Annotated in this window: 14 protein-coding genes; 7 read left to right on the top strand and 7 right to left on the bottom strand. The window is 51.6% G+C overall.

The genetic code is table 11. The annotated features are described in order from the left end of the window. Positions 1–41 precede the first annotated feature (41 nt). The gene (locus AOB54_01495; GenBank protein WVN42082.1) at positions 42–542 is read right to left on the bottom strand and encodes a transcription termination/antitermination NusG family protein; all 501 of its coding nucleotides are present in this window, start codon (positions 540–542) and stop codon (positions 42–44) included. 371 nt (positions 543–913) lie between these two features. On the opposite strand from AOB54_01495, the gene AOB54_01490 reads away from it, so the two are divergent. The 7 genes from AOB54_01490 to AOB54_01460 all read left to right on the top strand — a co-directional run bounded on the left by AOB54_01490 (position 914) and on the right by AOB54_01460 (position 7,187). Then, the gene (locus tag AOB54_01490; protein WVN42081.1) at positions 914–1,645 is read left to right on the top strand and encodes a hypothetical protein; all 732 of its coding nucleotides are present in this window, start codon (positions 914–916) and stop codon (positions 1,643–1,645) included. Between the two features lie 100 nt (positions 1,646–1,745). After that, the gene (locus AOB54_01485) at positions 1,746–2,168 is read left to right on the top strand and encodes an H-NS histone family protein (protein WVN42080.1); all 423 of its coding nucleotides are present in this window, start codon (positions 1,746–1,748) and stop codon (positions 2,166–2,168) included. Between the two features lie 70 nt (positions 2,169–2,238). After that, entirely contained in the window at positions 2,239–3,420 is a 1,182-nt protein-coding gene (gene rfbB, locus AOB54_01480; protein WVN42079.1) for a dTDP-glucose 4,6-dehydratase, read from the top strand. After that, on the top strand, positions 3,417–4,361 hold the full coding sequence (gene rfbD, locus AOB54_01475) for a dTDP-4-dehydrorhamnose reductase (protein ID WVN42078.1): 945 nt from the start codon (positions 3,417–3,419) through the stop codon (positions 4,359–4,361). The genes rfbB and rfbD overlap by 4 nt, the downstream gene beginning before the upstream one ends. 20 nt (positions 4,362–4,381) lie before the next feature. After that, the gene (rfbA, locus tag AOB54_01470) at positions 4,382–5,263 is read left to right on the top strand and encodes a glucose-1-phosphate thymidylyltransferase RfbA (protein WVN42077.1); all 882 of its coding nucleotides are present in this window, start codon (positions 4,382–4,384) and stop codon (positions 5,261–5,263) included. A 63-nt stretch (positions 5,264–5,326) separates the two neighbouring features. Beyond that, positions 5,327–5,899: a dTDP-4-dehydrorhamnose 3,5-epimerase gene (gene rfbC / locus AOB54_01465; GenBank protein WVN42076.1), complete on the top strand. Its 573-nt coding sequence runs from the start codon at positions 5,327–5,329 to the stop codon at positions 5,897–5,899. Between the two features lie 121 nt (positions 5,900–6,020). Then, a complete protein-coding gene (locus tag AOB54_01460) occupies positions 6,021–7,187 on the top strand; it encodes a nucleotide sugar dehydrogenase (GenBank protein ID WVN42075.1) in 1,167 nt (388 codons plus the stop codon). Here the strand turns inward: AOB54_01460 and AOB54_01455 are convergent. From AOB54_01455 to AOB54_01430, 6 genes are all read right to left on the bottom strand, one after another. After that, positions 7,184–8,632 (bottom strand): mannose-1-phosphate guanylyltransferase/mannose-6-phosphate isomerase, encoded by a 1,449-nt coding sequence (locus AOB54_01455; protein WVN42074.1) that lies wholly within the window; start codon positions 8,630–8,632, stop codon positions 7,184–7,186. The genes AOB54_01460 and AOB54_01455 overlap by 4 nt on opposite strands. 348 nt (positions 8,633–8,980) lie before the next feature. Next, entirely contained in the window at positions 8,981–9,250 is a 270-nt protein-coding gene (locus AOB54_01450; GenBank protein ID WVN42073.1) for a type II toxin-antitoxin system Phd/YefM family antitoxin, read from the bottom strand. A 63-nt stretch (positions 9,251–9,313) separates the two neighbouring features. Continuing rightward, complete coding sequence (locus AOB54_01445; protein ID WVN42072.1) at positions 9,314–10,789, bottom strand: FAD-binding oxidoreductase; 1,476 nt, start codon at positions 10,787–10,789, stop codon at positions 9,314–9,316. Positions 10,790–10,850: 61 nt separating this feature from the next. After that, a complete protein-coding gene (efp, locus tag AOB54_01440; protein WVN42071.1) occupies positions 10,851–11,411 on the bottom strand; it encodes an elongation factor P in 561 nt (186 codons plus the stop codon). A gap of 145 nt (positions 11,412–11,556) precedes the next feature. Then, complete coding sequence (locus AOB54_01435) at positions 11,557–12,006, bottom strand: type II toxin-antitoxin system YhaV family toxin (GenBank protein WVN42732.1); 450 nt, start codon at positions 12,004–12,006, stop codon at positions 11,557–11,559. Beyond that, entirely contained in the window at positions 12,006–12,326 is a 321-nt protein-coding gene (locus tag AOB54_01430) for a type II toxin-antitoxin system PrlF family antitoxin (protein WVN42070.1), read from the bottom strand. The genes AOB54_01435 and AOB54_01430 overlap by 1 nt, the downstream gene beginning before the upstream one ends. Positions 12,327–12,348: the final 22 nt, after the last annotated feature.

The raw sequence follows: 12,348 nt of genomic DNA, 5'->3' as shown, positions 1-12,348 counted from the left end.
GCGGTGAGCCTGGGCCCGCCGTAAACCCCAGACTAGAATTTTCAAAGCGTCGATAAATCAGTCGCCTGAAACTTGATCGACTGCTCTTTGCCTAAAAGACTCATCAGCACGAGCACCCGGTCTTTCGCAATGGCGGAGACCAGGCCCTCCAGGCCAGCGAAAGGGCCGCTTTTGATCAGCACCTTGTCACCGACTTCAATACCCTGAACAGACAGCAGCGATTCCAAACCGCCTTGCTGTTGGGCTTCAGCAAAATCCATAATGCGCTGGCAGGTTTCTTCGCGCAAGACTGCCAACTCCATGCCGAACCGAATGATTGAACTCACGCCAGTCGTTGAGCGAACCGGTGAAAGTGACTGCTCAACTGTAGCGGGCTGAAGAAAGATGTACCGGGGAAAGAGTGGCTCCAGTGTGACTTTCCGGCGAACAATCTTACGCACCAAAGGCAGCCGAACATGATAATTTTGCCGCAGGAGATTATCCTGAGCCATCAGCTCTTGCTTTGGCTTGGTATAAGCCACGTACCAGACTGCACTTCCCATTTAGACTTTTTAAATTAAAATAAATCCTGAAATTATAGTTGAGCCAAGTGCAACTGAAGGCGAGAGCACCCAAATTTCAATTGCCCCCCAAAAAAAATTTTGGATATTCAAAAATTAGAGATTTCCGGCGAAATCTGGGCATCCGAACTAGCTGTATTCGGTTACAGCAATCAATCTTTACCCCCAGCAGGGTTGTCGGCTGTTTAATTCAATGCCCTATTACAAGTCAGCGCATGAAATATGACAACCCTGCTTATTTTAGATTGATGCGATACGCTTAAACTTGTGCCTACGACATCGAAGATGGCGTAGGTTTCTGATCCCGGTCTAAAACAGAAAAATAAATTCACCAAATAAGAGAAACGCTCATTATGGCGCCGTACATACTAATTTTACTTTGTATCGCATTTTTTTCCTTGGCGCATTTTTTTTCTGCAGCAAGCCTTTTTGCCCGGATTGCCGGTAAATTGACTCAAAAACCCTTCCTATCACAGTCTCTTGAAAAAATTTCACAACTTGTTTCGATAATCTTTCTTACGCTTTTTGCGCCGATCCTTGGCTACATAACAGAATCAGTTTTCTCGACGAAAAATTACCTGCTCATGGTGACACTAGCTCAGGCAGGGGTTTGTATCTTGCTCGGCTTGCTTTATTTATTGCGATTTCAAATTTTATCCTGGCTGGACTCGGCGATAACATTGTCTCAGACTTCAAAACATGTTTGGCTCACCATTTTAAGATACGCAAGAGTGTCGCCCAGCAGAAAGTCAGGTTTGGAAGGGGTCCTCGTTGTTAACAAGAGTAAATATTTCTGGGTGGGATTTTTTCTTAATCTATTTTTGGCCTCAGGATTTTTTATTGCTTTTTATTTTGCGAGCCTTATTCCAGATTACAGGTTAACTCTCTCTCAGCTCTACATGCTTATTCATGGTTTCGGCACTCTAATTCAAGCGTTTTATGCGGATCCAGCACTTGGACGTAGTCTTGACAACACGAACAAAGAGGAGTGGTGGCCTTGTTTTTTAAGCTACTACAAAGGAAGATGGTTCGCTCATCTATTTTTAGCGTGCGTTTTTTTTGCGAGTTACTTTTGGACAGACTAGCAAACTCAGATTGTTCTTTGGCTGCTCTATGAATTATTGTTTATACTAGGATGGCGTCTGAAAATAAGAATATTTTTACGCCAACCAAGGAAAAACTCTCATGTCCTCGTATACCCAACTCCAAGCCCAAATCGAAAAGCTGCAAAAAGAAGCGGAAGCCGCCCGCAAGCGTGAAATCGCCGAAACCATCGCCAATATCAAACACGCGATCAAGACCTTCGGTCTCACCGCAGAAGACCTGGGGCTCACCAGCTTGATTGGCAAAGGCAGCAAACGTGGCCGCAAACCCGGCCGCCCCGCTGTAGCAAAAGCAGGTGCTAAGCGCGGCCGCAAACCGGGCCGCCCTGCAGCAGCCAAAGCGGGCGCTAAAAAAGCCAAGAAAGGCGCTGACAAACGCAGCGTGGTCGCCCCCAAGTATCGTGATTCAGCAACTGGCATGACCTGGACTGGCCGCGGTAAGCAGCCCAAGTGGTTGGCGGCCTATATCAAAGCAGGCAAAAAAATCACCGACTTCGCAATTTAGTAAGAAAACCAAATCCGCCTGAAACAGGGGCCGACACCGATCGGCCCCTTTTTTCGTATATCCTTTAGTGATGATTTTAGTGACTGGCGGGGCCGGCTTTATCGGCGCAAATTTTGTGTTGGATTGGTTCGCTAATCCATACACTGCCCATGAGGGCGTGATTAATCTGGATGCCCTTACCTATGCGGGCAACCAAGAAAACCTGGCAAGTCTGGCCAACCAGCCGCTGCATCAATTTATTCACGGCAATATCGGTGACCAGGCGCTTGTCGCTACTTTATTGAGCACCCACAAGCCGCGGGCGATCGTCAACTTCGCAGCCGAGTCCCATGTGGATCGCTCCATCCACGGGCCTGCGGATTTTATTCAAACCAATATTCAGGGCACGTTTAATTTGTTGGAATGTACCCGGGCCTATTGGCAAGGCCTGCCCGAGCAACACGCCAAGGCGTTTCGTTTTCTGCATGTCAGCACCGACGAAGTCTACGGGTCGCTTGGCCCCCGAGACCCCGCCTTTACCGAGACCACACCGTATCAGCCCAATAGCCCTTATTCCGCAAGCAAAGCAGCAAGTGATCATTTGGTGCGTGCCTGGCACCACACTTATGGGCTGCCAGTGCTCACCACCAACTGCTCGAACAACTACGGGCCCTATCAGTTTCCAGAAAAACTCATTCCGCTGGTAATTGCCAATGCACTGGCTGGAAAGCCGCTACCGATTTATGGCGATGGCATGAATGTCCGCGACTGGTTGTTTGTGAAAGACCACTGCAGCGCCATTCGCACGGTACTCGCCAACGGTGAAGTGGGCCAGGTCTATAACGTTGGCGGCTGGAATGAAATGCCGAACATTGAGATTGTCAAAACGATCTGCGCCCTGTTGGATCAAAAATCCCCCGAGACCGCAAAGCGTGCTGGCGGCAAGCACGAAATGCTGATCACTTATGTAAAAGATCGGCCCGGCCATGATCGGCGCTATGCCATCAATGCCGAGAAAATCTCCCGTGAACTGGGCTGGAAACCTGCCGAGACCTTTACCAGCGGCATTGCCAAGACGGTGGATTGGTATTTAAACCATCAAGACTGGGTCCAGCATGTGCAAAGTGGCGCCTATCGGGATTGGATTGCGAAGCAATACAGCCACTCACAATCGCCACAAACACAGCGCCCCAAAGCAGCTGGCACATTGGCGCCGCAGGAACCAGCGCCCGGAACCAGCGCAGTTGATCAACAGCGAGCCCAACAACAATGATTGTGGTCTTTGGTAGCCAGGGGCAGCTTGGCCAGGCATTACAAGAACAAATCGGGGAAGCGCCGGAGCACGTATTTTTAAGCCGTGACAGCGCTGATTACTGTGGCGACATTACCGACACAGCGGGCATCACCCAGACCCTGATGGACCTGCGGCCAGAGATCATCATCAATGCGGCGGCCTACACTGCTGTGGATAAGGCAGAGTCCGAGCCTGCACAGGCCGAAGCCGTTAACGCAAGGGCCGTGGGGGTAATCGCCCAGATCGCTGCCAAGATCGATTCACTCTTGGTGCACTACTCCACCGACTATGTCTTTGATGGGTCAGGCACAACGCCCTGGAAAGAGACCGACGCATGCGCACCACTGTCGGTCTATGGCAAGACCAAGCTCGCCGGTGAGGCCGCGATCACCACCAGCGGTGTCAGACACCTTATTCTGCGGACCAGTTGGGTCTATAGCAGCCGCGGCAATAACTTTTTAAAGACCATGCTGCGGCTTGCTGACACCAAGGAAGAGATTCAGGTGGTGAGCGATCAGTGGGGGGTGCCCACCCATGTCGACTATTTGGCTGCGACCACGCTTGATTTGATCAATCTAGCCACACCTGGTTTTGGTTCTGGGTCAAACAGTCTTCCCCCCTGGGGCATCTACCACTGCGCCCCAAGCGGAGAGACCAACTGGTTTGAATACGCAAGACTCGTGATTAACACCGCCAAGGCCCATGGCGCAGCAAACACTTGCAAGAAAATCACACCCATCACAACAGCGAACTACCCCACGGCTGCCCGCCGGCCACTGAACTCTCGGTTGGATACCCGCAAGCTTCAGACCGTGCTTAAAACAACATCGCCCGACTGGCAAGACGATGTGATCATGACGGTTGGCCAGGTGCTGATCGAGACAGAAAAACAGAAGCTGGAAATTGCGCCCGGAAACTAGATAAATTTAATCTTAAGACTATGAAACGCAAAGGCATCATTTTGGCAGGCGGCTCTGGTACCCGACTGCACCCGGCAACGCTAGCGGTCTCAAAGCAGCTGCTGCCAATCTACGATAAGCCAATGGTGTTTTATCCACTGAGCACGCTGATGCTGGCCGGTATTCGAGAGATTCTGTTGATCTCCACGCCCCAAGACACACCGCGGTTCGAGCAGTTACTGGGCAACGGTAAACAGTGGGGAATTGAGATTCAGTACGCGGTTCAACCATCACCCGACGGCTTGGCCCAAGCTTTTATCATCGGCGAGAAATTCGTGGGTCAAGATCCAAGTGCACTCGTACTTGGCGATAACGTCTTTTATGGCCACGACTTTGCGCAATCACTCACCCAGGCTGACAAGAAGACCACCGGCGCAACGGTATTTGCCTATCCTGTGCATGACCCAGAGCGTTACGGTGTGGTGGAGTTTGATGCTGCTGGCCGCGCCATCTCTTTGGAAGAAAAACCAAGTAAGCCCAAGTCGCGCTACGCTGTAACTGGGCTTTATTTCTACGACCCACAAGTCGTGGAAATCGCAAAGAGCCTAAAGCCCTCCGCCCGCGGCGAGCTCGAGATCACCGATGTCAATCGGCGTTACTTGGAAGCTGGCAAGCTTGATGTCGTGGTCATGGGCCGCGGCCATGCCTGGCTGGATACCGGCACGCACGAGTCGTTATTGGAAGCCAGCCAATTCATTCAGACGATTGAAAAACGCCAGGGATTAAAAGTGGCCTGCCCAGAGGAAATTGCCTGGCGCCAGAAATGGATCACGAGCGAAGATCTCGAAAAACTTGCTGCACCCCTAGCCAAGAGCGGCTATGGAAAATATTTACTAGATATTTTGAATGACCGGGTATTCTGAAAAGCGCCGAATTACCAAAACAAATACAGCCGTAATTTAGACTTAAACAAAGACAAATCAGCGATGAGCTCTGCCGTACTAAACGTCACACCACTTGAACCGTTTAAGGATGTGCTACTCATCACAAACAAAGTCTTTGGCGATGCCCGTGGTTTTTTTGTGGAAAGCTTTAACGCAAAAACTTTTGCCCAGTCCACCGGCTTAAATCCGATATTCGTGCAAGACAATCACTCGCGCTCCAGCAAGGGTGTACTGCGCGGTATTCACTACCAATTAGCGCCCCATGTCCAGGGAAAGCTGGTGCGGGTCGCCAATGGCTCTGCCTTTGATGTGGCAGTGGATCTGCGCCGATCATCCCCCACTTTTGGCAAATGGGTTGGCCACACATTGACTGCCACTGGCGGGGAAATGCTCTGGATTCCACCGGGGTTTGGCCACGGCTTTGTCACGCTGGAAGACAGCACCGATTTTCTTTACAAAACGACGGATTTCTATGCACCGGAGTCGGAAGCCAGCGTGGCCTGGAACGACCCAACGATTGGTATCGAGTGGCCTAAAGAGGTACTTGGTACCCTTCAGTTATCTCCCAAGGACCAGGCGGCGCCAACGCTCAAGTCGGCCAAACTGTTTGACTGACTAAACCAACCGCCAAAGCAGCCAGAGTCTTTAATTGTTGCCCCTAACCCACGGACGTTGGGCCTGTAATATCCGCTTCACTCAAAAATGATAAGTTCAACTTTTCACCATATTTAAAACTATGAATATCGCTATCGCAGGAACCGGTTATGTCGGCATGAGCAACGCAGTGCTCCTTGCCCAAAATCACCATGTTGTCGCAGTCGATATCGTGCCAGAGAAGGTGGACATGATTAATCGGCGAGAAAGCCCCATCGAAGACGCAGAGCTAGAAGACTATCTGGCCAATAAACCCTTGAATCTATCGGCAACACTGGATGCCCATGCTGCCTACGCCAACGCAGAACTGGTCATTATTGCCACGCCAACCGATTACGATCCGCAGACCAACTACTTCAATACCAAAACCGTCGAGTCCGTCATTGAAGCGGTGATGAAGGCCAATCCAGCAGCACTTATGGTGATCAAATCGACTATACCGGTTGGTTTTACCAGCCGGATGCGAGAAAAATACGGCACCCAAAATCTGATCTTTTCACCAGAGTTTCTTCGGGAAGGCCGGGCGCTCTACGACAATCTGCACCCATCCCGTGTCGTGGTGGGGGAAAATTCCCCGCGCGGCCAAATGGTCGCAGATTTGCTAGTGCAGGGCGCCCTTAAGAAAGACATTCCCGTTTTGCTCACGGGCAGCACCGAAGCAGAGGCCATTAAGCTATTTGCGAATACATATCTGGCCATGCGTGTGGCCTACTTCAATGAACTCGATAGCTATGCCATGTCTCATGGGCTCGACTCCCGGCAGATTATTGATGGTGTGTGTCTTGACCCACGAATTGGCCAGCACTACAACAATCCATCTTTTGGCTACGGAGGTTACTGTCTTCCCAAAGACACCAAGCAACTGTTGGCCAACTTTGATCAAGTCCCCAACAATTTAATTTCGGCGATTGTGGATGCCAATAGCACCCGCAAAGATGTGATTGCCTTTGACATCCTGAAACACAACCCCCAGGTAGTGGGTATTTATCGCCTGGTGATGAAGGCCGGTAGCGATAACTATCGGGCCAGCAGTGTGCAAGGGATTATGAAGCGGCTCAAGGCCAAAGGCATCGAGGTAATTGTGTACGAGCCCGTCTTACAAGAGCCCGATTTTTATCGCTCTCGTGTTGTCAATGATTTGGAACAATTTAAGGCGCAGGCAGATTTGATCGTGGCCAACCGAATCACGGCAGACATTCGGGATGTAACCGCTAAGGTCTACACCCGTGATTTATTTGGCGTAGATTAAGCCCGGCCGTACTTGTCTTCCAGCCGAACAATGTCGTCTTCACCCAGGTAAGAGCCCGACTGAACTTCGATCAGTTCTAGGTTAACCTTGCCCGGGTTTTCAAGCGAGTGGACTTCACCGATCGGAATATAAATCGATTGGTTTTCGCTGAGCAACACATCTTTATCACCAAGGCGGACTTTCGCTGTACCACTGACCACCACCCAGTGCTCAGCGCGGTGATGATGCATCTGCAGTGACAGTTTGGCACCGGGTTTCACCGTAATGCGTTTGACCTGATAACGGTGGCCATTATCAACCGAGTCGTAAGAGCCCCAGGGGCGAAAGACTTCGCGGTGCATTTGGACTTCGCTGCGGCCCTCTGCTTTTAGCCGATCGACAAGCTTTTTCACATCCTGAGCCTTGTCTTTATGGGCGACCAAGACCGCATCAGATGTCTCAATCACCACCACATTTTCCACACCCAGCAATGACACCAACCGGTAATCGGCATGGACATAACAGTTCTTAGAGCCCTCAACCATGACATCGCCACGCACCGGGTTACCGTTTGCATCCTGGGGTAACACTTCCCATACGGCGGACCAGGCACCGACATCGCTCCAGCCCGCATCAAGCGGCACGACCACTGCCTTTTTGGTTTTCTCCATCACGGCATAGTCAATGGAGTCAGACGGGCTCTGGGCAAATGTGTCTTTGTCTAGCCGAACGAAATCCAAATCTTTCTTTGCAAGGGCTAAGGCCTGCTCGCAGGCGGCATACATGGCGGGGTTGTGGCTCTTCAACTCAGCGAGATAGGTAGATGCCCGGAACATAAACATGCCGCTGTTCCAAAAATAATTACCGCTGGCTAAATACTTTTTCGCGGTCTCGAGATTTGGTTTTTCTACAAAGGCTTCCACGGCTTGGCTGCCGGGTGTCACGTGCGCCGCAGTCTGACTGGCGGATGCTTTCACATAGCCATAACCGGTCTCTGGCGCGGTTGGCACAATACCAAACGTGACCATCGCGCCCGCAAGGGCCGCCTGCTCACCAACGCGAACTGCTTGCTGAAAGGCTTGATTGTTTTTAAAGACATGGTCGGATGGCAGCACGAGTAACACTGGGTCTGCGTTCTGAGCCCCTGCGTGTGCCTTGGCTGCTAACGCAGCCGCCGCGATTGCTGGTGCCGTATTGCGGGCGATTGGCTCCAGAATTAATGCGCTGGGCTTCACACCGTGCTCTAAGCACTGCTCCGCGACCAAGAACCGGTGATCATCATTCGCAACCACGATGGGTTGCAGGGGGTCCACCAAGCCGCGCAGCCGCTCAAGCGTTAACTGAAAGAGTGTGAGCTCATCGGTCAGGCCAAGAAATTGCTTTGGGCGAAGCGCACGCGATAGTGGCCAGAGCCGGGATCCTGAACCGCCGGAGAGAATCACTGGGATGATTGATGATGCGGCCATAAATTTTTCTTTCCTCGCCCAAAGATGTCAGACACCGGAAATAACGGAGTCGATAGCGGAGGTAATTTCGTGTGATTGAGAACGCAGATTCGCAACAGACTTTTTGAGATTTTTTTTATGAATTGCAGTTGCCAAATTTGGGGTTAAAAATACCCTGGTATTTTTGATTACAAAAACTGGTGACATTCGATTCGGTAAATCGTCCAGATCTGACTCGTGTAATCTCAGCGGAATCACTAGTCGTGTTTGAAAATTACTTAACAGATCACTTTGAACGTCCACAACATATGGATAAATCTCACGCGTTCCAGAACTTGGATTGGGGTAAACGTCGTACTGCATAAACCCCTACCAAACGCGAAGTCCATCAGACCAGACACCATAGGTCTCGATGTCTTTCACCTGCTGAGAAAACCATTTGGCGTGTTTTTTCTCGAACTCTGAACGGCGGGCCTCGATAGACTTCTGCTCACTTTGGGCGCGCAGCTGCTCAAATGCCTCAACGGATAGCACAACCGTGTCCACCCTTCCGTCTTTTTCTACAAAGACGGGCTCAGCCTTTGCTTGAGCACAAATCGCTCCGAAACGATTTTTTGCTTCTGTTGCCGTAACTCTCATGGGACCGCCCTCCGTTTGGTCATAATTAGCCATTTTAGCTATTATGAGAGGCGCGTCAACACCCTAAAGCACTTTCCCCGGATTCAGAATCCCCTTGGGGTCGAGCGCCTGCTTGATGGTCTTCATCAATTGCAGCTCTATCGGGCTTTTATAACGCTTGGCCTCGTCCCGGCGCATTACACCCAGGCCATGTTCCGCGCTAATTGAACCATTGAGGCTTGCCACACGATCATGGACCCGCTTGTGAATATCGTCCTCAAACTTGGCCAAGTAATCGTTGAACGCCGCGTGACGCTCTGCCCGTGTTTTACCCACCGCTAAAGCTGCCGGTGGGGCGATGTTGTAATGCAGGTTGCCATCACCAAAGTGGCCAAAGTTGCTGATACGAACACCGGGATAAGCAGCCAAAAGCTCGGCATCCATCTGCTCGATAAAGTCCAAAATCGATGAAATTGGCACTGCAATATCATGCTTCGCTTGCGCGCCATCCTCAGCTGCACCGAGTGTGATCGTCTCCCGCATATGCCACATGGCTTTGGCCTGGCTTTGCGATTGGGCAACGATGGCATCACTCACAATGCTTTCTTCAATCGCCTGCTCCATCACCGCCTCTAACATTTGTGTCGCCGCCTGCTCAGACTCTGGATGGGAGATCTCCAGAAGCACACAGTCTGATAGCGGAACGCCGCTGTCGCCACCACCAATAATTGGGAAGGCAAACCGGGCGACATCGGGGTAATAGGTCGTGACAAACTGAGTGCTTGTGCTTGCCATGAACTCAAAGCCAGTCAGTGCTGCGTCACACCGCTTTTGTGCAATCTGCAAAAGCCGTAATGCGTCTTTCGGGCCACTCACCTGGGCCAGTGCAGTCATGACTCCGGCCGGCTTCGGAAACAGCTTTAAGACAGCAGCGGTAATAATGCCAAGCGTGCCTTCGCTACCCACAAACAGATCGCGCAAGTCATAGCCAGTGTTGTCTTTGCGCAGGGCCCGCAGACCGTTCCAGACTTCGCCAGTTGCAGTGACCACCTCAACTCCCAGGCAGAGATCGCGGGCGTTACCATAACGAAGCACGCCAGTACCGCCCGCATTGGTCGAGAGATTTCCACCGATCGTTGCGGTGCCTTCGGCACCCAGACTTAAGGGAAACAACAGGCCCATGCTATCGGCGATCTCTTGAACCTGCTGCAAGGTGATGCCGACTTCTAACGTGAGTGTTTTGTTTTCTGTATCTTTAGCGCGAATGGCTTTCAGGCGTGACAAAGACAGCACCACCTGAGTGCCGGAGTCATCGGGCACACCGGCACCAGTCAAGCCGGTATTACCGCCCTGGGGAACCAGGCCAACTTGATATTGGTTAGCGAGCTGAACAACAGCGGCCACCTGCTCGGTGTTGGCAGGTAATACGACCGCTAGAGGTTTACCGAAATAGCGCTTTTTCCAATCGACGGAATAATTTTCTACATCCGCCGGTTTGGTCTTGACATAGGCCGCTCCAACAACGGCTTCGACTTCTTTTAGAAAACTATCGTTTGCCATCGGACAGGAGCGCCTCTGTTATGAAGAACTACATCAAGGCCCGTTGTAACGGGCCTTGGAATTACTTCACCCGGTTACGGTATTCAGCGGTGCGGGTATCGATTTCGATTTTGTCGCCAATGTCCACAAACGCGGGCACGGAGATTTCAAAATTCGTGGGCGCAATACGTGCTGGCTTCATGACCTTGCCAGAAGTATCACCCTTCACAGCAGGCTCGGTGTAAGCCACTTCACGCACAACCGTGGTGGGCAGTTCCACCGAGATGGCGCGGCCCTCGTAAAAGACTGCTTCACAGGCCATGCCCTCTTCCACGTAGTTCAGTGCATCGCCCATGGACTCGGCTTCGACTTCGTACTGGTTGTAATCGGCATCCATGAAGACATACATGGGGTCTGCAAAATAGGAGTACGTGACTTCCTTGCGGTCCAGCACCACGGTGTCGAATTTTTCATCGGCTTTATAAACCGTCTCTTGGCCAGAGCCGGAGAGCAAATTTTTCATCTTCAATTTCACAACGGCGGCATTACGGCCAGACTTGTTGTATTCGGTCTTTAAAACGACCATGGGGTCGGCGCCGACCATAACGACGTTGCCAACGCGGAGTTCTTGTGCGATTTTCATAAAACTTGTTCCAAAAGATTTTTGAAGGGGCGCGTGCTGGCCCTGCCAATGCCAGGCTGCCGACTCAGATTCGAAATTGTCACCTTACTGGAGCGGGCTTGCGCGAAACCCTTAATTCTAGCCGTTTCAGGCCCGGTTTTTTGGCTTATTGCCAGTCTTCTTGGCTTTCCAAGACCAACTTAGACCAATCGTCCGGGGGGTGCCCCCGCTCAAGCATCCTTTGAAAAACAACGTAGGGGTCGGTTTTGCTCCCCGAAGAGCGCAGGCCGTTTTCGTCGTTAACCCAGGCAAATACGATGATCTTGGCTTTCGAATCAAATCGAAAAAATAACCTAAATCGACGCCCAACTTTCGCCCGCCGCCAGTGGCGAAAGGCAGTTACCTTAGTGTTGCCCTGACGATATTCCTCGCGATTTGGATCGCTGGGCACCGTCTCAAAAATCAACTTTGACAGCGCAGCAAACAGCCGAGTATTGGCATTTGACTCAAAGCCACTCGGGTCTTTTTGCTGAACACGCGTAACGGCAGCATGAAGCCTGCGGAGCTGCTCCACCAAACACTCGTGAAAGAGCAGCGTCCACCCATGTCGTTGAATCACAGTGCCACGTCGCCTTCAATCTCACTGGTCAAGTCTGCGGGTTGTTTTAAGGTCGCCAGCATGGCATTTACCAGGTCATCTGGCAGGGTCGTGACGCGCTTGCCCGCCCGGATATCCGACTCTAATAGTGCCAAGAAACTACCAATGGCGGGGTCTTCATGCGCTGAATCCTGGGCCCGGGTAACGATCACCCGCGAGCCCTGGAGGGCGAAGGCAACCTTGCCACCATAGTCCACACCCAATGCTTGGCGGATGGCTTTGGGTAAGGTGATTTGACCTTTTGACGTGATGGTGGCCACTTCTTCGATCGCGGGCATGGGATGTCTCCTGTTTGCAGCA

Origin of the sequence: beta proteobacterium MWH-UniP1 (genome assembly GCA_036362785.1) — a bacterium.
Taxonomy (GTDB): domain Bacteria; phylum Pseudomonadota; class Gammaproteobacteria; order Burkholderiales; family Burkholderiaceae_A; genus Lacustribacter.
The sequence above is the reverse complement of the archived record's forward strand: the minus strand, read 5'-3'. Positions and strand labels throughout refer to the sequence as shown.

What these genes read in the sequence shown, in the direction of transcription:
- AOB54_01430 (WVN42070.1), bottom strand. Translation starts at nt 12,326, where the DNA reads ATGCCCGCGATCGAAGAAGTGGCCACCATCACGTCAAAAGGTCAAATC.
- AOB54_01455 (WVN42074.1), bottom strand. Translation starts at nt 8,632, where the DNA reads ATGGCCGCATCATCAATCATCCCAGTGATTCTCTCCGGCGGTTCAGGA.
- AOB54_01495 (WVN42082.1), bottom strand. Translation starts at nt 542, where the DNA reads ATGGGAAGTGCAGTCTGGTACGTGGCTTATACCAAGCCAAAGCAAGAG.
- AOB54_01485 (WVN42080.1), top strand. Translation starts at nt 1,746, where the DNA reads ATGTCCTCGTATACCCAACTCCAAGCCCAAATCGAAAAGCTGCAAAAA.
- AOB54_01460 (WVN42075.1), top strand. Translation starts at nt 6,021, where the DNA reads ATGAATATCGCTATCGCAGGAACCGGTTATGTCGGCATGAGCAACGCA.
- AOB54_01450 (WVN42073.1), bottom strand. Translation starts at nt 9,250, where the DNA reads ATGAGAGTTACGGCAACAGAAGCAAAAAATCGTTTCGGAGCGATTTGT.
- AOB54_01445 (WVN42072.1), bottom strand. Translation starts at nt 10,789, where the DNA reads ATGGCAAACGATAGTTTTCTAAAAGAAGTCGAAGCCGTTGTTGGAGCG.
- efp (WVN42071.1), bottom strand. Translation starts at nt 11,411, where the DNA reads ATGAAAATCGCACAAGAACTCCGCGTTGGCAACGTCGTTATGGTCGGC.
- rfbA (WVN42077.1), top strand. Translation starts at nt 4,382, where the DNA reads ATGAAACGCAAAGGCATCATTTTGGCAGGCGGCTCTGGTACCCGACTG.
- AOB54_01490 (WVN42081.1), top strand. Translation starts at nt 914, where the DNA reads ATGGCGCCGTACATACTAATTTTACTTTGTATCGCATTTTTTTCCTTG.
- rfbC (WVN42076.1), top strand. Translation starts at nt 5,327, where the DNA reads ATGAGCTCTGCCGTACTAAACGTCACACCACTTGAACCGTTTAAGGAT.
- rfbB (WVN42079.1), top strand. Translation starts at nt 2,239, where the DNA reads ATGATTTTAGTGACTGGCGGGGCCGGCTTTATCGGCGCAAATTTTGTG.
- rfbD (WVN42078.1), top strand. Translation starts at nt 3,417, where the DNA reads ATGATTGTGGTCTTTGGTAGCCAGGGGCAGCTTGGCCAGGCATTACAA.